This window comes from Vicinamibacteria bacterium, assembly GCA_035570235.1.
Taxonomy (GTDB): Bacteria; Acidobacteriota; Vicinamibacteria; order Fen-336; family Fen-336; genus DATMML01.
In genome coordinates this window covers 47826-72144 of the sequence record DATMML010000073.1, presented here as the reverse complement: position 1 = coordinate 72144, position 24319 = coordinate 47826, and the positions used below count along the sequence as shown (strand labels likewise).

General features: G+C 70.3%; 23 protein-coding genes. 20 read left to right on the top strand and 3 right to left on the bottom strand.

Annotated elements, in window-relative coordinates; all coding sequences use genetic code 11:
- Positions 1 to 12: 12 nt before the first annotated feature.
- Together VN461_13290 and VN461_13285 are read right to left on the bottom strand one after the other, a co-directional pair.
- On the bottom strand, positions 13 to 654 hold the full coding sequence (locus VN461_13290) for a zf-HC2 domain-containing protein (protein HXB55756.1): 642 nt from the start codon (positions 652 to 654) through the stop codon (positions 13 to 15).
- Between the two features lie 8 nt (positions 655 to 662).
- Positions 663 to 1241, bottom strand: coding sequence for a sigma-70 family RNA polymerase sigma factor (locus tag VN461_13285; GenBank protein HXB55755.1), 579 nt, complete (start codon positions 1239 to 1241; stop codon positions 663 to 665).
- Between the two features lie 203 nt (positions 1242 to 1444).
- Here VN461_13285 and VN461_13280 point away from each other — a divergent pair, with 203 nt between their 5' ends.
- Both VN461_13280 and nrdR read left to right on the top strand, forming a co-directional pair.
- Entirely contained in the window at positions 1445 to 2578 is a 1134-nt protein-coding gene (locus tag VN461_13280; protein ID HXB55754.1) for a lysylphosphatidylglycerol synthase transmembrane domain-containing protein, read from the top strand.
- 4 nt (positions 2579 to 2582) lie between these two features.
- Entirely contained in the window at positions 2583 to 3041 is a 459-nt protein-coding gene (nrdR, locus tag VN461_13275) for a transcriptional regulator NrdR (protein HXB55753.1), read from the top strand.
- A gap of 15 nt (positions 3042 to 3056) precedes the next feature.
- Here the strand turns inward: nrdR and VN461_13270 are convergent, their stop codons facing one another.
- Positions 3057 to 4340, bottom strand: a complete 1284-nt coding sequence (locus VN461_13270; protein HXB55752.1) for an FHA domain-containing protein — start codon at positions 4338 to 4340, stop codon at positions 3057 to 3059.
- A 133-nt stretch (positions 4341 to 4473) separates the two neighbouring features.
- Between VN461_13270 and VN461_13265 the strand changes: the two genes are divergently transcribed.
- From VN461_13265 to VN461_13180, 18 genes are all read left to right on the top strand, one after another.
- Complete coding sequence (locus VN461_13265; protein ID HXB55751.1) at positions 4474 to 6669, top strand: ATP-binding protein; 2196 nt, start codon at positions 4474 to 4476, stop codon at positions 6667 to 6669.
- 7 nt (positions 6670 to 6676) lie between these two features.
- Positions 6677 to 8074: a sigma-54 dependent transcriptional regulator gene (locus VN461_13260; protein HXB55750.1), complete on the top strand. Its 1398-nt coding sequence runs from the start codon at positions 6677 to 6679 to the stop codon at positions 8072 to 8074.
- Positions 8075 to 8255: 181 nt separating this feature from the next.
- Positions 8256 to 8981, top strand: coding sequence for a hypothetical protein (locus VN461_13255; GenBank protein ID HXB55749.1), 726 nt, complete (start codon positions 8256 to 8258; stop codon positions 8979 to 8981).
- Positions 8978 to 9973, top strand: coding sequence for an RDD family protein (locus VN461_13250; GenBank protein ID HXB55748.1), 996 nt, complete (start codon positions 8978 to 8980; stop codon positions 9971 to 9973). Before VN461_13255 ends, VN461_13250 begins: the two co-directional genes overlap by 4 nt.
- 29 nt (positions 9974 to 10002) lie before the next feature.
- Positions 10003 to 11655 carry an NFACT RNA binding domain-containing protein gene (locus VN461_13245; protein HXB55747.1) on the top strand — a complete coding sequence of 551 codons (1653 nt, stop codon included), beginning with the start codon at positions 10003 to 10005 and terminating at the stop codon, positions 11653 to 11655.
- 16 nt (positions 11656 to 11671) lie between these two features.
- Positions 11672 to 12169 carry a phosphatidylglycerophosphatase A gene (locus tag VN461_13240; protein ID HXB55746.1) on the top strand — a complete coding sequence of 166 codons (498 nt, stop codon included), beginning with the start codon at positions 11672 to 11674 and terminating at the stop codon, positions 12167 to 12169.
- Positions 12166 to 13419: a competence/damage-inducible protein A gene (locus VN461_13235; protein ID HXB55745.1), complete on the top strand. Its 1254-nt coding sequence runs from the start codon at positions 12166 to 12168 to the stop codon at positions 13417 to 13419. Before VN461_13240 ends, VN461_13235 begins: the two co-directional genes overlap by 4 nt.
- Positions 13416 to 13982, top strand: a complete 567-nt coding sequence (thpR, locus tag VN461_13230) for an RNA 2',3'-cyclic phosphodiesterase (protein ID HXB55744.1) — start codon at positions 13416 to 13418, stop codon at positions 13980 to 13982. Before VN461_13235 ends, thpR begins: the two co-directional genes overlap by 4 nt.
- 10 nt (positions 13983 to 13992) lie before the next feature.
- On the top strand, positions 13993 to 14592 hold the full coding sequence (plsY, locus tag VN461_13225; protein ID HXB55743.1) for a glycerol-3-phosphate 1-O-acyltransferase PlsY: 600 nt from the start codon (positions 13993 to 13995) through the stop codon (positions 14590 to 14592).
- A complete protein-coding gene (locus tag VN461_13220) occupies positions 14589 to 15569 on the top strand; it encodes an NAD(P)H-dependent glycerol-3-phosphate dehydrogenase (protein HXB55742.1) in 981 nt (326 codons plus the stop codon). The genes plsY and VN461_13220 overlap by 4 nt, the downstream gene beginning before the upstream one ends.
- A 45-nt stretch (positions 15570 to 15614) precedes the next feature.
- Positions 15615 to 17291, top strand: coding sequence for an adenylate/guanylate cyclase domain-containing protein (locus VN461_13215; protein ID HXB55741.1), 1677 nt, complete (start codon positions 15615 to 15617; stop codon positions 17289 to 17291).
- Between the two features lie 3 nt (positions 17292 to 17294).
- Entirely contained in the window at positions 17295 to 19103 is a 1809-nt protein-coding gene (locus VN461_13210; GenBank protein ID HXB55740.1) for an HD domain-containing phosphohydrolase, read from the top strand.
- Positions 19104 to 19114: 11 nt separating this feature from the next.
- Entirely contained in the window at positions 19115 to 19873 is a 759-nt protein-coding gene (locus VN461_13205; protein HXB55739.1) for a tetratricopeptide repeat protein, read from the top strand.
- Between the two features lie 53 nt (positions 19874 to 19926).
- The gene (locus VN461_13200; protein HXB55738.1) at positions 19927 to 20280 is read left to right on the top strand and encodes a hypothetical protein; all 354 of its coding nucleotides are present in this window, start codon (positions 19927 to 19929) and stop codon (positions 20278 to 20280) included.
- Entirely contained in the window at positions 20277 to 21191 is a 915-nt protein-coding gene (gene ftsY, locus VN461_13195) for a signal recognition particle-docking protein FtsY (protein ID HXB55737.1), read from the top strand. The genes VN461_13200 and ftsY overlap by 4 nt, the downstream gene beginning before the upstream one ends.
- Complete coding sequence (gene ribD / locus VN461_13190) at positions 21188 to 22363, top strand: bifunctional diaminohydroxyphosphoribosylaminopyrimidine deaminase/5-amino-6-(5-phosphoribosylamino)uracil reductase RibD (GenBank protein HXB55736.1); 1176 nt, start codon at positions 21188 to 21190, stop codon at positions 22361 to 22363. The genes ftsY and ribD overlap by 4 nt, the downstream gene beginning before the upstream one ends.
- Before the next feature lie 75 nt (positions 22364 to 22438).
- Positions 22439 to 23038, top strand: coding sequence for a riboflavin synthase (locus VN461_13185; protein HXB55735.1), 600 nt, complete (start codon positions 22439 to 22441; stop codon positions 23036 to 23038).
- A gap of 55 nt (positions 23039 to 23093) precedes the next feature.
- A complete protein-coding gene (locus tag VN461_13180; GenBank protein ID HXB55734.1) occupies positions 23094 to 24302 on the top strand; it encodes a bifunctional 3,4-dihydroxy-2-butanone-4-phosphate synthase/GTP cyclohydrolase II in 1209 nt (402 codons plus the stop codon).
- Positions 24303 to 24319: the final 17 nt, after the last annotated feature.

The following is a 24319-nucleotide window of genomic DNA, read 5'->3' as shown; positions in this document are numbered from 1 at the left end:
GTTCAAAGGCGTCTACGAGCCGAGGCCCGCCCCCGTTCGAAAAGTCCGGAGGCGGGCGGTGAGGATCGAGGACCCGGTGGCGGCACTGCCCCGGCTCTTCTTCTGATCCTCTTCCGCGTTGCGGCGACGTTCCAGCAGACGCCGGTAGTCATCTACGCGATCGTTCATCTTGTCCAGTCGTCCTTCGAAGGCGGTTCCGATCAGAACGCGCAGGATGCGGACGTCCTCCACCAGGCGGTCCTTCCGCTCGATGAGGTAGACACCCGCGTTCACCGTGCGGTCCAGGAGACGGGTGGCGGCGCGGGTAGGCCCCTCGGGCCCCGTGGCGAGCAGCGCCGCTCCCGTGGTGACGAGAGCCAGGCCGGCCGCCGCCGCGGGCAACCAGGCGGGGATGCGCACCCCGCGCGGGGCGAAAGGGGAAGGGGCGGCGACGCGCGGGGCCAGGGCCGCGGCGGCGACCCGCTCCGCCAGCCGCGCCGGCGGCTCCAGGACGGGGAAGGTGCGCAAGGCCTCAACCACGTCCCCGAGGGCGGCGCGGAGGGCGCGGCAGTCCGCGCAGCCGCTCAGGTGGGCGTCGAGGTCCGCCCGCCGCAGGGGATCCAAGGTTCCCTCGTAGTGGTCGGAAAGAAGCTCCTCCGCTCGGCGGCAGTCCATACTATTCCTCACGCATGTTCTCGGTACTCGCTGCCGCGCCCCAGGAGACGCTTGGCGAGCTCAAGACGCCCCCGGTTGATGCGGCTCTTCACGGTGCCGAGCGGGATCTCCAGGGTCTCCGCGATCTCCTCGTAGGGCAGCCCCTGCAGATCGCAGAGGATGAGGGGCTCCCTCAATTCCGGGGGGAGGGCCCGCAGCCCCCGGTGCACGAACTTCACCCGCTCGTCCCGCTCCAGGATGCGGAGGGGCCCCTCCTCCCGGGAAGCCACGGCCTCCAGAGATGCGGGGTCTTGCTCGACCCGGTGCCGGTGCTCCTGTCGTCCCCGGCGATAGTGATCGATGGCCTGGTTACGCGCCACGGCCATGAGCCAGGCCGAGAAAGAGCCGTCGCCCATGTGGTAGCGGTCGAGGGTCCGATACACCTTGATGAACACCTCCTGGGTCAGGTCCTCCGCCTCGTCCACGCGCCCCGTGAAGCGGTAGGCCAGTCCGAAGACCTTGCGGGTGTGGCGGGCCACGAGTTCCCGCCAGGCCGCCTGATCACCCCGCCGGCACGCGGGTAGGAGATCGTGGTCGCTCTCAGTCAACGGTCGCCGGTGTCTCCAGGATCCTACCCCTGCCAACAGAAGGGAACGAAACGGGCGGTTTCGGGGTTCGAAAAAGGAGCGGGCGAGAACCCTTCCCGACCGGGCCCCGAGCGATCTCCCTGAGTTTGACGCTCCGTCCGGCAGTGTAGTAAAGTCCCGATCCGCTATCAAGTCTATGAAGAAAAAGGCTTTGTGAGAAGCTCTTGAGCTCGGGACAGCGCTGGCGGCTGGCCGCGGGCGGCCTTGTGGCCGTCGCTTTGCTCTTTGTTTTCTTCCGCGGGGTGGACTGGACAGGTCTTCTGCGCGCGCTGCGGGGAGCCAACCCCACCTACCTGGCGGGCGTCGTGCTCGCCACCGTCTTCACCTACCTGGCCCGAGCCTGGCGCTGGGGCTACCTGCTCTCCCCCCTCGCTCGCGTACCCTTTCCGCGCCTCTTCTCCGCCACCATGGTTGGCTTCATGTCGGGCCAACTCGTCCCCCGGGCAGGAGAGATCGTGCGGCCCTACCTCGTGGCCCGGCGTCACGGGATCGCGACCTCCGCCGCCTTTGCCACCATCATCCTCGAGCGTCTGGTGGACCTCATCACGGTCTTGTGCCTTTTCGTCCTCTACTTGTACGTCCTTCCCGTACCCGAGGCCCAGACTCGGGGACCCCTGCTCGGCTTCCTGAAGATGGCCGGCATCCTGACCGGGGTGGGGGCACTCACCCTCGTCGGCCTGCTCCTGGCCTTCCATCTCCATGCCGACCGGGCCATGGGTGTGATCGATCGGCTCCTCCTCCGCTTCCCGCGCTGGCTCGCGGCCTGGCTCAGCCAGGCCCTGCGCGCCTTCGGGGAAGGGCTGGCCGTGCTCCAGGCCCCGGCCCCCCATTTGCTGGCCATACAGGCGCAATCGTTCCTGATCTGGCTAGTGATCGCGCTCGGTTTCTACTGGAACAACGCGGCCTTCGGCCTGACCCTTCCTTTCCACTCGACTTTCCTCCTCATCGCCTTTCTCACCGTGGGGGTGGCCATCCCCACCCCCGGCATGGTGGGGGGGTTCCACGTGTTCTACTTGCTGGCCATGAACCAGGCCTTCGGCGTCGACAAGGACACGGCCGCCGCCGCGGGCACCGCCGCCCACGCCCTCAGCAACCTGCCCGTGCTGGTCTTGGGCTTGCTGCTCTTGGGCCGGGAGGGCCTCACCTTCGGACGGGTGGCGCAGTTGACGGAGGAGAAACCCGGGGACGGGCCCCCCGCGCGGCGGGATCGTGAAGATGATGATGAAGACGCCGGAGCGCGGCGGGTGGGTACGGTCCCGCCCGGCTCCGAAAGGGGGGACGCGGCGCGCCGCGTTTGAATCCATGAAATGTCCCTTCTGCTCCCACATGGAAGACAAGGTGGTGGACTCCCGGGAGAGCAAGGAAGGCGAGGTCATCCGCCGCCGCCGGGAGTGCCTTGGCTGCGGAAAGCGCTTCACTTCCTACGAGCGCATCGACCAGATCCCCCACCTGGTGGTCAAGAAGGACGGGCGCCGGGAGCGTTTTGACCGCGCGAAGGTCCTGGCCGGGCTGCTCAAGGCGTGCGAGAAGCGGCCAGTGCCGGTGAAGACCCTGGAATCGATCGCGGACCGGGTGGAGTCCAAGGTCCACGAGAGCCCCGATCGGGAGGTGCCGAGCGACCAGATCGGCGAGTTCCTGATGGAGCGCTTGCGCGAGCTGGACAAGGTGGCTTTCGTCCGCTTCGCCTCCGTGTACCGCGACTTCAAGGATGTGGACCAGTTCATGGCCACCCTCAAGGGGCTCTTGGAGACGCGGGAGTGAGGGCCTAAGGGGGCGTCAGTCTCGCAGACTCTCGAGCCTGAACTGCAGGCTGGTCTCGCCGATCCTGATCACGTCCCCCTCGGACAGGGCATGGCGGGTGACCTTCTGATCGTTCACGAGGGTGCCGTTCGTGCTCTTCAGGTCGTGCAGCACGAAGCGCCCCTGCTCCAGGCGGATCCGGCAGTGTTGGCTGGAGACGGCGACGTCCTCCAGGACGATGTCGTTGGCCCGGGCCCGCCCCAAAGACGTGGTGGTCTCCCGCGCGAGAGCGAACACCTTGCCCAGGCCGGGCCCGCGGGTGACGGCCAGCACCGACTTCTCGCGCAAGGTCACCGTCTTCTCTAGGTACTCCTCGGTGGTGTTCATGCGTGCAAGCACCGTGCTTGATAGGGCGCTCGCGGGGGGGGTCTCGACGAGGGTGGGCGCAGGGGCTGGAGCGCAGCGTGCGCACACTGAATAGGGGGTGGCCAGCGCTGCCCCGCAGCTCGGGCAGCGGGCCCGGGAGGGCCGGCGGCGCGCCCGCGCGGTGGCCGCGGCCACGAGGACGGCCACGGCAATGCCCAGCCCGGCCCACAGCAGAGGGAAGGAACGAGTGGCCCCCCCCGGGGCGGGCCCGGCTGCGGGGAGGGCGCGGGGGTTGGTCCGGGCCGCGGGGAGAGGGGAGGGATCGCCGCCCGCCTCCAGCTCACCCTGTATGCGATGGGCGAGGCCAGGGCCGGTGGCCGCGGGCGAGGCGAGGTAATCGCCACCCGTGAGCTTGCCGATCCTCCGCAGGATCCTCTCTTCCACCCGCCCCACCCCCACGCAGAAGACGGGGATCCTCGTCTCCTGGGCCAGCTTCAGCCCGTCCTCGAGGTTCAGGGCACTGTTCTCGTCCTTGCCGTCGGTGATGAGCAGGATGGCCCGGTGCCCCCCGCCCGCGTCGCGCAAATAGCGGCTGGCGTCGTAGAGCGCGTCGTAGAGAGCGGTGTACCGACCCGAGATGCTCAGACCGTCCACCGCCCGCCGCACCACCTCCGGGTCGGAGGTACGGGGCTGGACCAGGAGGGCTTGGTCCGCGAAGGAGAAGACCGCGACCTCGCTCCCTGCGGGTAGGCTCATCAGGACCCCCAGGACCAGCTCCCGCATGTGGGCGAGCTCCGTCCGGGGGATGCTTCCTGACGTGTCCAGGACCAGGGCCACTAGGGCCGGTGGCTCCTTGGCCGCCGCCGGCGCCAAGAGCAGAGCGGTCAGGACCAGGCCTCCCGCCCATCCGCCTATGAACGACGTCGGTCGTCGCAATATCTCTTTCCTGGTCAAGGGCCTGGCCGCGCCATCGTTCCGCGAGTCGGCCTTGGGAAAGGTGTGGCCGCCACGCTACAATCAGTCGCTAGCGTCTCACGGTCGCTGACCGGCGTCGAGTGACCCGGCGCACGCGCACAGGTGGCTGAGAATGCCCCGCCCGAAGTTTCGCAACAACGCCCCCCTGATCCTCCTCCTCACCGCGGGCGCCCTCGGCCTCTTCCTGACCATCGAGGTGCTCCTGCGGAAGAGCCGGGACTTTTCGCCCGACTTCCTGGCTTCCGTCCTCCTCTACGGTCTCACCGTCCTCAACCTCACTCTCCTCCTGATCCTGATCTTCGTGCTGGGTCGGAACCTCGTGCGGGTGGTCCTGGACCGGCGCCGCGGCGTGCTGGGTGCCCGCTTCCGGATGCGCCTCCTCCTCGTCTTTCTCCTCATGGCCATCGCACCCTCTCTCCTCCTGATCGTGGTGGGCAGCGACCTCATTCAGCAGACCGTGGACCGCTGGTTCAACGTGGACGTGGAGCGCATCCTCTCCTCATCCCAGGCCCTGGCCACCGCCCTCCGGGAGTCGGTGACGGACCGGGCCCGGGTCGACGCCCGGGCCCTGGCCCGCGAGTTCGAAGCCCGCGGCCTCCTGGAGACCGCGGGTCAGGGGCGGCTCCGGCGCACGGTCGAGGTGCGCTCGCGCGAGCTGCAGATGGACCTGGTGAACGTCTTCAGCCGGGAGGGCGAGCTGGTGGCGGTGATGGACCCCCGTTTGCCCCCCCCTGCCTCCTACGACACCGCCTCCGGCGAGACCCTGGCCGAGGCCGCCCTTTCCGGGCGGGAGGCGGAGGCTGTCGTGCCCTTCGGGGCGGGGGAGCTGATGAGGGTGGCGGTGCCGGTGAGGGACGCCCGCCGGCGGGTCACGGGGGCGGTGCTGGTCTCGAGTTATCTCCCGGGCGGGGTGGCGGCGGAGGCGCGGGAGGTCCAGGAGCGCTACACAAAGTTCCGCAAAGCGGAGACCTTCAAAGGACCGATCAAGGCCGTCTACTTGTCTCTCTACCTCTTCCCCGCCCTCCTCATCCTCTTCGGGGCGGTGTGGCTCTCCCTATATCTGGCCCGCCGAATCACGACCCCCCTGCACCTGGTGGCGGAGGGCGCGGAGCGGATCGCGGCCGGGGAGCGCGGGGTCCGGGTGGACTTCCCCTCCGGCAGCGACGAGTTCACGGCCCTGATCGCGTCCTTCAACCGCATGTCGGAGCGGTTGGCGCGGACGGAAGAGGAGGTCGAGTTCAACCGGGCGGGGCTCACCCGCAAGAACCAGGAGCTGGAGGAACGGCGGCGCCTGACCGAGACCGTGCTCGAGACGGTGGGCACGGGGGTAGTGGTCGTGGACCATGAGGGTACGATCATTGCCGTAAACGCCGCCGCCGGTCGGCTCCTCGACCTGGAAGCGGGAATCGTGGGCCTCGGTCTGGAGGGCACGCTCAAGGGGCGGGGTCGCGGGGACATCCTGGAACTGGTTCAGCGCCTCCTCTCCGGGCGGGTGACGCGCCAGGAGCGTGAGATCCAGGTCCCCGCGCGGGGGAGGGACCGGCACCTGGCGGTGACCGTGGTTCCGCTGCCGGGGCCTCTGGGCTCGCCCCCGGGGGCGGTGCTCGTGGTCGACGATCTGACTCCCTTGATGCGGGCCCAGAGGGTGGCGGCCTGGGGCGAGGTGGCCCGCAAGCTGGCCCACGAGATCAAGAACCCGCTCACCCCCATCCAGCTCTCGGCCCAGCGCGTGCGGAAGGCCTACCTCAAGTCCGCCCCCGACTTCGAGAAGATCCTGACCGAATGCACGGGGGCGATCGTGGATGAGGTGGAGGCGCTCAAGAACCTGGTGGACGAATTTGCCCAGTTTGCGCGCCTCCCCGCCGCCCACCTGGCCCCCGGCTCTCTGCACGAGGTGATCGACCAGGCCTTGTCCCTCTACGACGGCCTTTTCGGCGGGGTGAGGATCGACCGCCGCCTGGCTCCGGATCTGCCCAGCCTGCGCATCGACGCCGACCAGATGAAGCGCGTCCTCATCAACCTGGTCGACAACGCGATCGAGGCCACGGACAAGAAAGGGACGGTGGTGATCGCCACCGAGTTCGACCGGCTGCAGGGTCGCGCCCGCCTCTCCGTGTCGGACGACGGGCCGGGTATCGCCCCCGAGGACCGGGACCGTCTCTTCGTCCCCCATTTCTCGACCAAGAAGCGCGGGAGCGGCCTGGGCCTCGCCATCGTGAGCCGCATTGTCCAGGAGCACCACGGAGCGATCCGGGTCGAGGACAACCCTCCCCAGGGCGCACGCTTCGTGGTGGAGCTGCCGGCATGAGGTGCTGATGCGTGAAGCGGTGCTGATCGTCGACGATGAGAGCGGCGTGCGCGCCTCCCTGGCAGGGATCCTGGGGGACGAAGGCTACGCCGTGCAGGCGGTGGAGAGCGGCGAGGCCTGCCTGGCCGCGCTGGAGGGGAGGCGCTTCGACCTCCTGCTCCTGGACGTGTGGTTGCCGCGGATGGACGGGCTCGAGACCCTGGGCCGGGTGCGGGCCCTCGATCCCGAGCTGCCGGTGGTGGTGATCTCCGGCCACGGCAACATCGAGACCGCGGTGAAGGCGGTCCGGATGGGGGCGCGCGACTTCGTGGAGAAGCCCCTCTCCCTCGAGAAGACGCTGCTGGTGGTGAAGAACACCCTGCGCCAGCGGCGGCTGGAGAGCGAGAACCGCTCCCTCAAGGAGCAGGTGGAGCAGCGCTTCGTGATGGTGGGCGAGAGCCCGCCCATCCGCGTCCTGCGCGGGGAGATCGCCCAGGCCGCCCCCAGCAACGGGCGCGTGCTCATCTTCGGCGAGAACGGAACCGGCAAGGAGTTGGTGGCCCGCGCCATCCACCACCAAAGCCTCCGCGCCCAGGGCCCCTTCGTGGAGGTCAACTGCGCGGCTATTCCCGAGGAGTTGATCGAGAGCGAGCTGTTCGGCCACGCCAAGGGCGCCTTCACGGGGGCCTTGGCCTCGCGCAAGGGCAAGTTCGAGCTGGCGGACGGCGGAACGCTCTTCCTCGACGAGGTCGGGGACATGACCCTGAAGACGCAGGCCAAGGTCCTGCGCGTCCTCCAGGAGCAGAGGGTGGAACCCGTGGGCGGGGCCTCCCCCCTGACCGTGGATGTCAGGGTCATCGCGGCCACCAACAAGAATCTGGCGGAGGAGATCCAGCGGGGGACTTTCCGCGAGGACCTGTTCTTCCGGCTGAACGTCATCCCCTTCCACGTACCGCCCTTGCGGGAGCGGCGTGAGGACATCCCGCTCCTCGCCCGCCATTTCATCGCCACCCTATCCGCCGAGTACGGCAAGCGCCCGAAAGAGCTATCCCCGGAGGTGCTGGCCCACCTCACGGGCCTGCCCTGGGCGGGCAACGTCCGCGAGCTGCGCAACATCATCGAGCGACTCGTCATCATGACGCCCGGGGAGCGGATTGAGGCCTCTCACCTGCCCGCGCCCTTGGGGGGGGCGGGCCCCCTGACCGCGGGCAGCGCCGCCCCCGCCGGGCCCGCCGATTTCCCGTCTCTGGTCGAAGCCCGCGAGGACTTCGAGAAGCGCTACATCTGGAAGAAGTATCAGGAGTGTGGAGGCAATATGAGCCGGACGGCGGAGGCCCTGCGCGTGGAGCGCTCCAACCTCTACCGGAAGATGAAGGGCTACGGCCTCATCTCCGCTCGCCGCGGGGAGCCCGTGGGCTCGGCCTAGGAGACCCTTCCGACGACCCCCCGCGCCGGCGACTCCCTCCGGGCTTTTCGAAGGGGGCGGCGGACGGGGGTTCCGGGGTGGTGCTCGCCCACGCCTTGAGGCCGAGGGCCAGCGTTTTTCGCCTTGAATCCCCCAGGGGCTTTCCTCATAATGAGGCGCAGATCAGGAGGATGCGGGCTACTTGGTAAAGCGGCTCACCCCGAACGGGACCCAGCGCTGGCTGTCCAAGGGGCGGCGCCTCCTCCGGCGTGGCCGAAGCCAGGAGGCGGGGCTCGTCTTCGGGCGCATCTTGGTCCAGGACCGGGGCCACGCGGGTGCGCGCCAGGGACGACGGGAAGCGGAGGCCGCCGACGCCGAGCAGGAGCGCCGCGCTCTCGTCCGCCTCGAAGAGTCCAAGGGCGCGGTTCTGGCCGGCCATGGCGCGCGCGCGGGCGATCTTCCCGCTGGGGCCGTGCCCCCCCTGGACGACCACGAGCGAGCGGGGGAACTCCCCGATCGGGAGGACGGGGCGCGGAGACTCTCGGCCGCTGCGGAGGTTGCTTTTCCGGGAGCCGAGACGGAGTTTCGACGGGGGGAGGGATGGCACCGTCACGCCCTCGTCGCCCTCTGGGCCCTTGGCTTTGCCCTCCTCGCCAGCACCGTCGCCTCCACCTGGGAGCGCCTCGTGGACGGTCTGGCCGGCGTCCCCTCCCCGCGCGTTATGGCCCTTCCGACGTCCCCCCTGGGGCCGATGAGCGCGGCTGACCCGGCGCTCGCGGAGGCGCGCCGGCTCATCGAGCAGGGCGATGCCGAGGGCGCCCTCGCCGCCATCGACCGCGTGACCCCCCAGGATCCCGCCTATCCTTTCGCGCTCCGCTTCCGGAGCCAGGCGGAGACGATGCTCCGGGAGGGAGGCTCGCGCCGGTGACCTGCCCGGCCTGCGGTCAGGCCCTGGCGACCGGCCAAGAGCGTTGTCTCTACTGCGGGGCGGTGGTGGCCCCCGCGGTGGAGGGCGCGCTCGCCCCCGATCCCCTGACCCCGCCCGCCCGGGGCAAGGCGGAGCCGCTGCGCGAGATCCCCGGCCTCCGCAAGAAAGAGAAGACGTGGAAGGATGAGGTCAAGGAGCGGATTCGCCATCGCAAGCGCAAGAGGGCGGAGGACGCGGGGCTGCCCCTCTTCGACAGCGAGGAGCCAGCCGCGACGCCGCCGGAGCCCCCCGCGCTGGAGGCGAAGGGGATCCCCCCCGTCACCCCCGCCGAGGTCGAAGCGCCGGCAAGAGAGCGGAGCCACGGCGGGGACGACTTCCACTCCCTCCCGCCCCCCCCTCTGGACCTCCCGCTTCGTCCCCCGGAGACCGATTTCCACCGCGGCACTTCCCGCGGGGCGGAGCTGGAAATGGGCGGAGAGTTCCTCCGCGAGCCGCCCAGCCTCGAGCCCCGCCCCGAGGAAGGGCGACCGCGCGAGTGGTCCCTGGAGGTGCCCGCCGCCCCGCCCGGCGTGCGCCCGGTTGAGCGGCCGGCCTTCTTCCGCGAGCGGGTCCAGGCGGCAGCCGCGGACCTCGGCCTCCTGGGCTCCCTCTGGGCCCTAGTCGTCTACTTCGCCAGCCGCGCCGCCCACGTGCCGATTCGGGGGCTACGTCCCACCTGGCCCTATCTTGTCGCCTATCTGGCCTTTCTGGGCGTCCTTTACGGCGGCTATTTCGGAGGGACCACCGGCCAGACCCTGGGCAAGATCTGGGTTGGCCTGCGCGTGGTCGACGTGGCCGGCCGTCCCGCCGGCTACCTCCGGGCGCTCTTGAGGACCGCCCTCGGGGCGCTCTGCGTGCTCGTTGCCGGCTTGGGCCTCGTCCCCATGCTCTTCGACCCCGCGCGGCGGGCCCTACACGATCGGATCCTCCACACCCGCGTCATTAAGGGCTGAGGCCCGCTTTCCTTCCGCGCCGTCCCCGCATGGACTCCCTGACCCTCGATCACGTGATCGCCGAACTCGAGCCGTTTGTCCGGGGCCGACACTTGGGACGGCCGCACCTGGGCGGCCCGCATTCCATCGCTTTCGAGGTTTCCGGGGACCGGGATCACTGGCTCTGGCTGGAGGCTGCCCCCGGCACGGCCGGTCTCTACCGTCTCCCCCGCACCCAAGCCCGCTTTCTCGCCCAGGGGGCGGAGGACGAGGCCCCGGGAGGCGCCCGACAAGCCCTGCTGCTCCTCCGCAAGCACCTGGGAGGAGTCCGGCTCACGGCGCTCCATCGCATTCTCGGAGAGAGGACGGTGGTGATGGACGTCGGGCGGGCCCTCCTCGTCCTTCGGCTTTCCGGAGTGCCGGCCCTCACGCTCATCGTGGAGGGAGCCGCCCTCGCCACGGTGGGGGCGGGGCCACCGGCTTGGCCGCTGCCGGCGGCGGCGGGGGAGCGAGAATGGGACCGCGTCGATCCGCGGCTCCTGGCCGCGGCGGCCGCCACCGCCGCGGCCACGGGGCGCAGCCTTCCCCGGGCGCTGCTCAGCGTCTGCCCGGGCCTGGGCCCGCTTCTGGCGCGGGAGCTGGACGGGCAGCCGGAGTCACTGGCCGCCCTGCGGACCCGGCTGGCCTCTCCGCGCCCGACCCTGCTCGCTCCCGGACCGATGGCGACGTGGCACGACGCCGACCTCGCTCCCCCCGAGGCTGTGGCCCTCGCCCCTTTTCCCCTCGAGGGGCATAAGCGCGTGGCCCTTCACCCTGCCTCCTGGCTCGAAGCCGCCTCTCTGTTTCTGCTCGCTCGCTCGCGGGGGACGCGCTTCGAGCGGGCGAGGAAGAGCGCCCTTCAGGAGGCCGGTCGTAAGGGGCGCCGTCTCGCCCAGCTCGAGGCCCATCTCCTCGGGGACCTCCAGGGCCTGCCCGAGGCGGCACGGCTGCGGAGGGAAGCGGAGGCCCTCCTCGCCTCCCCGGGCAGCTTCGCTCCCGTGGCGGGAAAAGCGGAGGTCCCCGATCCCTACGCCCCCGATCGGCACCTGCTGGTGGCGGTCGATCCGACCCTCTCCGCCCCCGGCAACGCGGACCGCCTTTTCCAGAAGGCCCGGCGCATCGAGAAAGCGCGGCGCCAAGTGGAGACGCGCCTGGGGGAGACGCGGGTCGCCCTGGAAGCCGAGCGGGCCCGCGAGGCCCGCCTCCACGAGGCCCGAGACGTCGCCGACCTCGAGCCGCCGCGGGGAGCGGAAGGAGGCGGGGGTGGACGGGAGTCGGGTACGACGGCCAGGCCCGGCTCTCGCCATTACCTCACCGCGCGCGGGTTCTCGCTGCTGGTGGGGAGGGGGGCGAAAGAGAACCATCACTTGACCTTTCACGTGGCGCGTCCGGAGGACGTGTGGCTGCACGCCCGGGACGTGCCCGGGGCCCAAGTCATACTCCGGGACCCGGAGGGCCGCGCGGGGGGAGAGGACTTCAGGGAGGCGGCAGAGGTGGCGGCTTTTTTCAGCGACGCCCGGGCCGCGGCCCAGGTGGACGTCCACGTGACACGGCGCAAGCACCTGCGCCCCGCCCGCGGAGGGCGCGGCCGCGTCGCCATTGCCCATTCCGAGACCGTGCGCGTGGCCCCCCGCGATCCCGAGGGCCGGCTCCGCCGGCGCTAGGATATGATCCCCGTCCATGGCCGATCCCGCTCCGCCCGCGGCCCCGCGCTCCCGCTTCATCACCGCCTGCGCCACGGTTCTGGCCACGGGTTTCGGCTCGGGATACGCGCCCTTCGCCCCCGGCACCGCGGGCTCCGCCCTCGGAGTGCTGCTCTTCTGGCCCCTCCAGAGACTCGCCCTTGCTCAGCAGGCCGCTTTGGCAGCGGTCCTCTTCCTCGTCGGGGTGGCCGCCGCTTCCCACGTCGCCCGACGGGTGGGGCAGGAGGACCCGTCAATCGTGGTCTGGGACGAGGTGATCGGCATGTGGGTCTCTCTCCTGGCCCTGCCCTTCCGGCCCTGGATCGTGATCTTCGGGTTCGTGCTCTTCCGCCTCCTGGACGTGGTCAAGCCCTATCCCGCCCGCGACTTCGAGCGGCTTCCGGGCGGCTGGGGGATCATGGTGGATGACGTCATGGCCGGCATTTACGCCAACCTCATCCTCCGGGTTGGGCTCCTCGTCTGGCCCCTGACATGACCCTGCGGGCCGAGATCCTGGCCGTGGGCAGCGAACTCCTCACCCCGCTCCGCTCCGACACCAACGCCCTCTATCTGACGGAAAGGCTGCGGGAGCTGGGCGTGGAGGTGGGGTCGCGGGTCACGGTCGCCGATGACGCGGCCCTTCTTGAGTCCGCCTTCCGCGCCGCGCTCGCCCGCGCCGACATCGTGATCGCGACGGGGGGACTGGGTCCCACGGAGGACGATCTCACCCGCGAGGCGGCGGCGGCCGCCCTCGGACGCGGGCTTCACCGGGACCCCCGGCTCCTGGAGATGCTGAAGGAACGCTTCCGCCGATATCTCCGGGAGATGGCGCCCGTCAACGAGAAGCAGGCGGATGTGATCGAAGGTGCCATCGTCCTGCCCAATCCTCGGGGCACGGCGCCGGGCCAGCGCGTGGAGAGCGGAGCCCGGGTGCTCATCCTCCTGCCCGGCCCCCCGACCGAGATGGAGCCGATGTTCGAGGAGCAGGTCTCGCCCCTGATCCGGGACCGGGCGGGGGGCACCGTGCTTCGGACGCGCGTGCTCAAGATCGCCTCCATGTCGGAGAGTGACGTCGAACAGGCGGTGGCGCCGGTCTACAAGTCGTTCACCAACCCGCGCACGACCATCCTGGGGGGACCTGGCCAGGTAGAGCTCCACCTCACCGCGAGCGGGGCTTCGGAGGCGGAGGCGCAAGCGCGGATCGAGGCTTTGGCCGCGGGGCTGCGCGAGAGCCTCCCCGGCCGCATCTATGGGGAGGACGGGCGCGAGCTGCCGGAAGTCGTAGCCGACCTCCTCCGCGAGCGGGGGCTGACCCTGGCCCTGGCCGAGTCCTGCACGGGGGGCCTTCTCTCCGCGCGCCTCACCGATGTGCCGGGGGCCAGTCGTTTCCTGGAGCGGGCGTACGTGACCTACTCCAACCGCGCCAAGGCCGAGCTTCTGGGGGTGGAGGCGGCTCTCCTTGATTCCGTGGGCGCGGTCTCGGCAGAGGTCGCGGCGGCCATGGCCGCGGGAGTGCGCCGGGCGGCGGGCACCGCGATCGGGGTGGGTATCACGGGCATCGCAGGCCCCGACGGGGGGAGCGCGGAGAAGCCGGTCGGCCTCGTCTTCCTCGCCTTGGATGGGGCGGCGGGCACACGCGTGCGCAAGGTCCATTTTCCCGGCGGACGCGAGCGCGTCCGCTATCAGGCCTCGCAGGCGGCTCTGGAGATGATGCGGCGCGGCCTGCTCGGCCTCGCCCACTGGTGAGGCGGGGCGGGGACCCACCCGACCACGTCCGGGCCTTTGTGGCCCTCGCCATCGGGTCGGGCCTGCGCGCGCGGATCGCGGAGCTGATGGGGGAGATCCGACACCGCGTGCCCGGCGTGCGCTTTGTCCGCCCGGAGGGGATCCACCTCACGCTGCGCTTTCTCGGATCCACGCTCCCCGCGCAGATCCAGCAGCTGGGGCCGCGGCTCCAGGGGCTCGCCGCCGCCTGCCCACCGTCCGAGGCCCAGATCTCTGGTCTCGGCCTGTTCCCCCCCCGGGGCAGCCCGCGCGTGCTCTGGCTCGGAGTCTCGCTGGCGCCCCCGGTCCTGGCCCTTCAGGCGGCTTGCGAAGAGGCTGCGGTGGGAGTGGGCTTCCCGCGCGAGACCCGGCCTTTCCGCTCGCACCTAACCCTCGGACGCTGGCGAGAGCGGGCCCCCTCGCCTGAGCTGCCCCCCGCCGACCTGGGCAAGGTCTCCCTCGAGAGCCTGGTCCTCTACAGGAGCGAGGTCGGGCGGGAAGGCGCGCTCTACACCCCCCTCGCGAGCTTTCTCCTCGGGGCGTAGACTGGGCGGAATGCCCTGGCATCTCGCTCTCCTGGCCGGCGCCTATCTCATCGGCTCCGTCCCCTTCAGCTTTATGGTGGCTCGCGCTTTCGGCGTGGCCGATGTCCGCCGGGTGGGGAGTGGCAATGTGGGGGCCACCAACGTAATGCGGAGCGCGGGGAAGGCGGCGGGGCTGCTGGCCCTCCTGCTGGACGCGTGCAAAGGCGCGGCCGCGGCCCTGGTCGTGTCCTCCCTGGCCCCGACCTCGAGCGTCCTCCCCGCCCTGGCCGCCCTGGGAGCCGTGATCGGGCACATGTATCCCCCCTGGCTCGGCTTCCAGGGGGGCAAGGGCGTGGCCACGGGGGCGGGGGCCTTTCTGCTCCTGGCTCCCTATGCCACCCTCCTGGCCGTGGGCGCGTTCGCGCTCGTGGTGGCCATGACCCGCTACGTCTCGGTGGGCTCGATGGTGGGAGCGGTCGCCCTGGCAGCGGCTACCCTCATCCTCGGCTCTCCACCGCCCGTGGCCTGGGCCGCCACCGGCGCCGCGGCCCTGGTCATCTGGAGACACCGCGGCAACATCGTGCGCCTGGCCCAAGGCCGGGAGGGCCGGCTGGGGGCGCCTGCACGGTGAGGGTCACCGTCCTCGGAGGAGGAGCGTGGGGAACCGCCCTCGCCGCCCACTGCGTGCGCGCCGACCACCGCGTGCGCCTCTGGGCCCGCGAGCCCGAGGTCGCCCGCGACATCGCCGAGGGCGGCGGGAACCCCAGGCATCTGCCGGGGGTGGCCTTACCCGCGGGCATCGCCGCCACCCACGACCTCCCCGCGGCGGTCGAGGGGGCGGAGGTCCTCCTGGTCGTGATCCCGTCCGAGTTCTGCCGCGGCGTGTACCGCGCGCTCAAGGGGTTGGCGCCCAAGGAGGCGGTTCTCGTCTCCGCCACCAAAGGACTCGAGATCGACACTCTCCAGCGCATGACGCAGGTGGCGCAGGAGGAGGTGCCCGGGCTTCCCCTGGCTGTCCTCTCCGGGCCCTCTTTCGCCCTCGAGGTCGCCCGCGAGCAGCCCACGGCCGTGGTCGTGGCCTCCGCTGACCGCAGAGTGGCGGAGGCGGTGCAGAAGACCCTCTCCAGCCGGACCTTCCGGGCCTATTCCAGCGACGACGTGGTGGGGGTGGAGCTCGGGGGGGCGCTCAAGAACGTGATCGCGATCGCGGGAGGGATCGTGAGCGGCCTGGGCTATGGCCACAACACCCTGGCCGCCCTCATCACCCGCGGCCTGGCCGAGATGTCCCGCTTGGCGGTGGGCCTGGGGGGTCGGCCGGACACCCTGGCCGGGCTGGCCGGACTTGGTGACCTCGTGCTCACGTGCACGGGCGTTCTTTCGCGCAACCGGCGGGTGGGGGAAGCCCTGGGGTCCGGCCGGAGCCTGGGCGAGGCTACGGCGGGGCTGGTGGCGGAAGGAGTCCGTACGACACTCGCCGCCTGCGCCTTGGCCGCCCGGGCGGGGATCGAGATGCCGATTGCCGAACAGATGCGCGCGGTTCTCTACCAGGGTAAGCCGCCCCGGGAGGCGGTGGACGAGCTGATGCTCAGGAGCTTGAAAAGGGAGTAGAATAAGGACTTCCGGGACGGGCGCGGCCTCGGGCCGCTCAGGGTCATGTATCGCCTGGTCTATCAGGACGGAGACACCCCGCAGGCGTATACCTTCACCACCGGCGAGGTGGTGATCGGTCGCTCACCCGACTGCCAGATCGTCCTCAAGGACTTCGGCATCTCCCGCACCCACGCCCGCATCACAGTGGACGAGGACGGGGTGCGGATCGCCGACCTCAAGTCCAAGAACGGCACCCAGGTCAACGGAGTGCCCGTGGTGGAGGCCCCCCTCAAGGACGGGGACCGGATCCTGCTCGGGAAGTTCCTGATGACCTTGAGCAAGACGCTCGAAGGCAAGGTCATCCTGGACGAGGCCAAGCCGCTCTCCGAGGAGGCGGGCACCATCATCCGCAGCGTGGGCGAGCTCTCCCGGCTTCTCTCCACGAGCGACACCGCGGGCAGCATCCCCACGCCCGCCGATCCCCGCAAGGCCACCCCGGCCGTGGACCTGCAGGAGATCGAGAAGTCCAACCGCATCCTGAAGGTCCTCACCAAGGTGGCGGAGACCTTGATCGCGGTCCGGCCCGTGGAAGAGGTGCTTCAACAGGTCATGGATATCGTCTTCGACCACATTCCCTCTGACCGCGGCTTCCTCATGCTGCAGGAGGAGCCGGACAACAAGCTCGTACCCATGGTGATCAAGCACCGTACGCCGGGCGCGGGCAGCGACACCGGAAAGATCACGATCTCCAAGACCATCGCCGACCGCGTGCTGAAGGACCGCGTCTCCATCCTGACCTCCGACGCGATGGTGGACCCCCGCTTCGGGGCCGGGGACTCCATCCGGTTTCACGGGATTCGGAGCGCGATGTGCGCTCCCCTCTGGAACAAGGACCAGGTCATCGGGATCATCCACGTGGACTCCCCCATGCTCACCAACTGCTTCACCCTCAACGACCTCGATCTTCTCACCGCTCTCGCCAACTACGCGGCGGTGGCTGTGGAGCGGGCCCGACTCAACCAGAAGATCGTGGCCGAGGAGAAGAAAAGGGAGCGCCTGGGGCGATTCCTCTCTCCCCAGGTCACGAGCCGGATCCTCGCCACCTCCGATTCCCAGGGAGCGGCCCTGGGGGTGCCGGAGGTCAAGGAGGTCACGGTTCTCTTCGCGGACATCGTCGGCTTCACGACCATGTCCGAGAAGATGAGCCCCTCCCAGGTGGCGCTGCTCCTGAACGACTATCTCTCGCGCATGACGGACGTGATCTTCAAGTACGAGGGGACGCTCGACAAGTACATCGGGGACGCGATCATGGCCGTGTTCGGGGCCCCCCTCGACATGCCCGACCATGCGGCCCGCGCCATCCGCGCCGCCCTGGAGATGCAGGAACGCCTGGCCGAGTTCAACGCCGATCGCAAAGAAGGGCCCACCGTGCGCGTCCGCATCGGCATCAACAGCGGCAAGGCGGTGGCGGGGGAGATCGGGAGCGTCAACAAGAAGGAGTACACGGTGCTCGGCGACACCGTGAACACGGCCAGCCGCCTGGAGAGCTCGGTGGCCAAGCCGGGCATGGTGGTCATCGGGGAGAATACGCGGGCCAGCGTGGCCGACCTCTTCGACTGCCGGAGCCTGGGCACCTTCACTCTCAAGGGCAAGGAGAGAGAGGTCGCGGTCTACGAGGTCGTCGCCCAAACCCGCTCCGAAGCGACTCCGGCCCGCGGGGCCGCCGCTCGGGAGGCCTGAGGGGTGCCCGGCACCGGGCCGCGAAGGCGTCGCGGACGCATCCTCGTCTACTTGCTGGCCCTGCTCTTTGCGGTGGGGGTGGTGCCGCTCCTGTGGACCTCCTACAAGCTCGTCTCCACCAGCCGCGAGAGCCTGGAGTTCAGCCAGAAGGCGACCCAGCTCGACATGGCGCGCAGTCTGTCCCAGCAGACCGCCATCTATGTGGAAAGCCTCCGGGCCCAGGTGACGGCCATCGCCCGCACGATGGAAGTGGACGGGGGGATGATTCCCTTCCCCACCCGGCTGGCCCACATCCGCGATCAGAAGGCGCTGGAGCGCTACCTGGGGGAGAACACCGGCTTCAACTCGGTGAGCGTGGTGGATCGGGCGGGGCAGGGGCCACAGTCCGGGGTCCAGCTCCAGGAGCCCGCCATCCAGGAGGCGCTCCGGGAGGGCTTCTACCGCGGCCTGCAGGGGACTTCCATGACCGGGCAGCCCCTGGTCTCGAGTTCGCTCCAGGAGCCCGTGCTCGTGATCACGGAGCCGGTCAAGTACGGGGGCGCGGTGCAGGGGGTGGTCCTCGCCGTGGCCAGCCTGCTGCCCGTCTGGCGCATGACCGAGCAGACGGGGGAGCAGCTGTTCGCGGTGTACGTGGTCGATGGCCGCGGCCACATCATCGCCCACTCCGACCGATCGGTGGGCCTCGGAACCGACATGTCGAACATCGAGATCGTGCGCGAATTCCTCGAGTCCAAGGGCATCGCCGCCACCCGCCCCTTCGCGATCCCCGCCCCCGGGGGCGCGATCAAGATGCTCGGGACCTACACCCGGGTCCCCGACGACTCCGGGTGGGGGGTCATCGTCCAGGTGGAGGAGGGCAAGGCGTACTTCACGGCTTTCGACATGCGACGGAAGTCCCTGGCCCTGGTGGCGGTGGTGACGGTGCTGGCCATCGTTCTGGGGGTGACCTTCGCGGGACAGATCAGCCGGCCTATCCAGCAACTGGCCCAAGGGGCCCGCCGGCTGGCCGGGGGTGACTACGCGACCCGCGTCTCTATCAAGAGCGAGAATGAAGTGGGGCTGCTGGCGGACGCCTTCAACCAGATGGGAGACGAGATCCAGAAGTCCATCGAGGAGATCCAAAGGGCGGCCACCACCAACAAGGAGCTCTTCATGGGCTCCATACGCATGCTCGCCAACGCCATCGACGAGAAGGACCCCTACACCCGCGGCCACTCCGAACGCGTGGCCTACTACTCGATGATCACGGCCAAGCACCTGGGCATGACTCCCGAAGAGGTGGAGAGGGTGCACCTCTCCGGCATCATCCACGACGTGGGCAAGATCGGGATCGAGGACAAGATCCTGCGTAAAGCGGCGGCCCTCACCGAGGACGAGTACGAGATCATGAAGCAGCACCCCACCAGGGGGGCCCACATCCTGGAGGCGGTTCCCCTCCTCAAGGAGATGGCGGGGGCGGGGCTCATGCACCACGAGAACATGGACGGCAGCGGCTACCCGGACGGGCTCAAGGGGGAGGAGATCCCTCTCCTGGGCCGGATCGTGAGCGTGGCCGACGCGTTCGACGCCATGACCACCGATCGCCCCTACTCCAAGGCCATGACCTTCGAAGCCGCGCTCGCCCGCCTGCGGTTTCTGGCCGGGAAGAAGTTCGACCTCGTCTGTGTGGAGGCCTTCGAACGGGCCGCCGCCGCGGGGGAACTGACGCCCGCAAAGGCCCGCCGCGCCTCCGTGGCCGCCCGCCAGGCGGAAGCGGGGCAAGTCCCGGCCGCTCCCGTCGCGGAGCCGGCTCCCTCCATCCCTAGCGCCTGAGGTCCCGAATCATGAATCCATTCCGCAAGCGACTGCTCCATAGGACCGCCCTCGTCCTCTTCCTGGCCGTGGGCCTCGCGGGCGCGGCCGCCGCCCAGGCCGACCCCGAGAGCCGCTTCGCCGCCGGCCTCATGCATTTGCGCGAGGGTCGGGCGGACATGGCCATCGACGAGTTCAAGAAGGCGATCAAGCTCGACCCCAAGAACCCGTACTTCTACAAGGGGCTCGGCCAGGCCCTTGCCCAGAAGCAGAAGTTTGCGGACGCCACCGAGGCCTTCAAGAAGGCCCTGGAGCTCAACCCCTACTACACGGACGTGCGCAATGACCTGGGGTCGGCCCTGATCCTGGCCGGCAACCGGGAGGAGGGCAAGAAGGAGTTCCTGGCCGCCTTCAACGACCCCACCAACCCCACCCCCGAGATCTCCGCCCGCAACCTGGGGGAGGCGTTCCTCGAGGAAAAGAACTATGGCGAGGCCGCCAACTGGTTTAGGACCAGCGTCAACCGCCACAAGTCCTACGCCGACCCCTACCTCGGCCTCGCGGACGCCCTCGTGGGGCTGGGCCGCGTGGAGGAGGCCATCGCTCAGCTGGAGATCGGGGCCAAGGAGGCGCCCGAAAATCCGGGGCTGCTCCTGAGCCTCGGACAGCTTTACAACCGGGTGGGACGCTTCAAGGAGGCGCGCACCTGCTTGGAGGGTGCGCTCAAGAAGGACCCCGGGGGCCCCTCCGGCCGGCGCGCAGGGGAGCTGCTCAAGGAGCTTCCCAAGTAGCATCGGCATGCTCCCCTTCCGTCGTTGTCCCTCCCCGGGACGCTGAGGACCGCTTGCCCTACCTCGCAGCCCTCGAGCGGCTGCTCCGGGCGGTGACCGGGGCCCAAGCGGCGCTTCTCATCGACGGGGTGGGCGAGGTGGTGGTGGAGGCGGGGGCCCGCGACTACCGCCACCGCCTCATCGGGGCCTATCAGGGCATCGGCCTCGCCGTCGCCCAGCGGACGATGAAGCGCTATGCGGGGGGGGGGATCCACCACATCCTGTGCCGCTACGCCCTCGGCACCGTGATCCTGCGTCCCCTCAAGGACGGCTACTACTTGGTGGTGTCCCTCGGCCCCGAGGTCCTCCTGGCCCAGGGCATCCGGCACTCCGCGCAGACCCAGGAAGAGTTGGACGCTGCTCTGTGAGCGCGTCCCTCCTCGATCGGCTGCGCGGAGGCCTGGCCCGCACCCGGGAGGTGCTGGAGACCCCGGTGGGGGACCTCCTGAGCGGGCGGCGGCCCCTCGATCCGGCCGCTCTCCAGGCGCTGGAGGAGGCCCTCCTGGTGGCGGATCTCGGGCTGCCCGCGGTGCAGGAGGCCATGGAGCGCCTGCGGCACGGTCCTCTCTCGGGGGGCGGGGTCTCCGCCCTGCGCGCAGCCCTAAGGGACGAGATCCGCCGCGCGCTCGAGCGGCCCGATCCCGCCGCCCCCTTCCTCTCGAGGCCCTGGGTGGTCTTCGTGGTGGGGGTCAACGGGGCCGGCAAGACGACCACCATCGGCAAGCTGGCCCGGGCCTGGAAGAACGAGGGCCGCAGCGTCCTGCTCTGCGCCGCCGACACCTTTCGGGCCGCCGCCGCGGAGCAGCTCGCGGTGTGGGCGGAGCGTGCGGAGGCCGCCTTCCACCGGGGGTCAGAGGGGGCGGAGCCCTCCGCGGTCCTCACCGACGGCCTCCGCGCGGCGAAGGCGCGGGGACAAGACGCCGTCCTGGTGGACACCGCGGGACGCCTCCACACCAAGGGCAACCTGATGGCGGAGCTGGCCAAGATGGTGCGCGTTGCCGGCCGTGAAGTGCCGGGGGCTCCCCACGAGACCTTGCTCGTCCTTGACGCCACCGTGGGGTCCAACGGCTTGGCCCAGGCCCGGGAGTTTGCCCGCTCCGCGGGGGTCACCGGTCTCGTCCTCGCCAAACTCGACGGGACGGCCAAGGGCGGGGTGGCGGTGGCGGTGGTGCGCGAGCTCGGGATCCCCATCCGCTACGTGGGGGTGGGGGAGTCGGCGGAGGACCTCCTGCCTTTCGACGCCGCCGCCTTCACCGACAGCCTCCTGGGCTGGGAATGAAGACCGCGCTCCCGGGCGTCCCGCCCACACACACGGACGAACGGTTCATGGCCCGCGCCCTTCGCCTGGCCGCGCGCGGCCTGGGCGAGACCAACCCCAACCCGGTCGTGGGCTGCGTGGTGGTGAGGGAGGGCCGGGTGGTGGGGGAGGGACACCATGCCCGCGCGGGGGGCCCCCACGCCGAGGTCGTGGCCTTGGCCCGGGCGGGGGCCCGGGCACGGGGCTCCACCCTCTACGTCACCCTAGAGCCCTGCGCGCATCAGGGCCGCACGCCACCTTGCGTGCCCCAGATCCTCTCCGCGGGCGTGCGACGGGTGGTGGCGGCTCTGCCCGATCCCGATCCCCGCGTGGACGGGCGCGGGCTCTCCCGGCTGCGGAGGGCCGGGCTCCAGGTGACCACGGGAGTGCTGGGAGTGGAGGCCCTACTCCTGAACGAGCGCTTCGTGGTCTCCGCCCGGGCCGGCCGTCCCTTCGTCCTCCTGAAGAGCGGTCTCACCCTCGACGGGCGCCTGGCCACCGCTAACGGCGAATCCAAGTGGATCACGAGTCCGGCCCAGAGGCGGCAGGCCCGCAGCCTGAGGCGCCTGCACGACGCGGTCCTGGTCGGGATCGGCACCGTCCTCGCCGACGATCCCCTGCTTCTGCCCGTGCCGGGGGTGAAGCGGCCCTTTCTTCGCGTAGTCTTGGATTCGCACTTGCGTCTGCCCCCCGCCGGCCGGCTCGTGCGCTCCGCGCGGCGCTTCCCTCTTCTCGTTCTCTGCCGCGAAGCGGACCCGGGTCGCCGCCGCCGGCTGGAGGCCCGGGGGGTGAGGGTGGTCTCCCAGCCCGGAGCGCGCTCCCGGGTCTCCCTCCCCTGGGCGCTGGCCACCCTTTGGACCCGCGGGATCCGAAGCCTGATGGTGGAGGGCGGCTCCGAGGTGCTGGGCGCGTTCCTGGCCGCGCGGAGCGTGGACGCGGTCGCCCTCTTCCGGGCCCCCCTCCTGCTGGGCGGGCGCCACGGCCGGCCCGCCTTCGGGGGCCCCGACCCGACGAGGCTCCGGCAGGCCCTGCGGCTGAGCCCTGAGAGCCCCCTCCGGCGCGGGCGGACGGTCGATCCCTCGCTCCCCGGCCCCTGGCCCGAGCCCCGCCTGTTCGAGCTCTGGTACCCGCGGCGGGAGGGCGCCCGGGATTGACGGGCGTCGAGCCGAAAGGTCAAATGGCACCCGCGAGACCGGCCCTCCCGGGCGCGGCCGGGCGAGGCGTCGAACATGTTCACGGGAATCGTCGAGGTCACGGGGACGGTCACGGCCGTGGAGCGGAGGGGGGATGTGCTCGAGGTGCGCATCGATGCCGGGGGCCTTCTCGGGCCGGCCCCGGGGGGATCCATCGCCGTCAACGGCTGCTGCCTGACCGCGGTCCGGTCGGATCCCTCGGGATTCTCCTGCGAGCTCACGGAGGAGACGCTGAAACGCACGGCGTTTGGGGAACGGCTCCAGCCCGGGGTGAGGGTGAACCTGGAGCGCCCGCTCCGCGCCGAGGGTCGCTTCGACGGCCACATCGTCCAGGGGCACGTGGACGGCGTGGGACGGGTGCGCGAATGGCGCCTTCTGGGCGAGTCCGCCGAGCTCACGGTGGAGCCTCCCCCGGAGCTGGAGCGCTATCTGGTCGAGAAGGGCTCGGTGGCAGTGGATGGCGTATCCCTGACCGTGGCCGGCCTCCGCTCCCGCGCCTTCACAGTGGCTCTGATCCCGTATACACTCGAAGTTACCAGCCTCCGGGACGCGCGGTTGGGCGACCCCGTGAACCTCGAGGTGGACGTGATCGCGAAGTACGTGGAAAGGCTCCTGGCCGCGCGCGGCGGCCTCTAGGGGTCGCGCGGGGAGCGCTCCCGCGCTCCTTTCGGACCGCGCTTGGGGAGCGATGATGCCGTTCGCCAGCATCCCGGAAGCGATCGAAGACATCCGCGACGGGAAGATGGTCGTGGTCGTGGACGACGAGGACCGCGAGAACGAGGGCGACCTCACCATCGCGGCCGAGAAGGTCACGCCCGAGGTCATCAACTTCATGGCCCGCCATGGGCGGGGCTTGATCTGCCTGCCCATGACCCCCGAGCGGTTGGACGAGCTGCGGATCCCCCTCATGGTCCAGGACGAGGAGAACAGCGCCCGCTTCGGCACCGCCTTCTGCGTCCCCATCGAGGCCAAGCAGGGAACCACCACCGGCATCTCGGCCGGGGACCGTGCCCGCACCGTGCTCGCGGCCATCGATCCCGGGACCCGCCCCTCCGACCTGGCCCGCCCCGGCCACATGTTCCCCCTGCGGGCGGTCCCGGGCGGGGTGCTCGTCCGCTCCGGCCAGACGGAGGCGGCGGTGGACCTGGCCCGCCTGGCCGGCCTCTACCCCGCGGGGGTGATCTGCGAGGTCATGGACGAGGACGGAACCATGATGCGCGCGCCCGGGCTGGATGTTTTTTGCCGCAGCCACCGGATCAAGATGATCACCATCAAGGATCTCATCCAGTACCGGATGAGCCACGAGCGCCTGGTACGCAAGATAGCCGAGGCCGCCCTTCCCACCGGCTACGGCCCCTTCCGCATCCACGCCTTCGAGAGCCTCATCGACGGGCAGCATCACGTGGCCCTGGTGACGGGAGAGATCCGGCCCGAGGACCGGGTCCTAGTGCGGGTGCATTCGCAATGCTTGACGGGGGACATCTTCTCGTCCTCGCGCTGCGACTGCGGCGATCAGCTCCACAAGGCGCTGGAGATGATCTCCGCCGCCGGCAAGGGAGTGCTGCTCTACCTCCGCCAGGAAGGCCGCGGCATCGGGCTCGCCCACAAGATCATGGCCTACCAGCTTCAGGACCAGGGCAAGGACACCGTGGAGGCCAACGAGGTGTTGGGCTTCAAGCCCGACCAGCGCGACTATGGAATCGGAGCCCAGATCCTGGTGGAGCTCGGGGTGCACCAGATCCGGCTGCTGACCAACAACCCCCGGAAGTTCGTAGGCCTCGAGGGCTACGGGCTGGAGATCGTGGAGCGGCTACCGATCGAGATCCCTCCCACCGACGCGAGCCGCCGCTATCTCAGGACCAAGAAGGAGAAGCTGGGCCACCTGCTGCGGAGGGTATAGCCGTCCCAAGGTCTAAC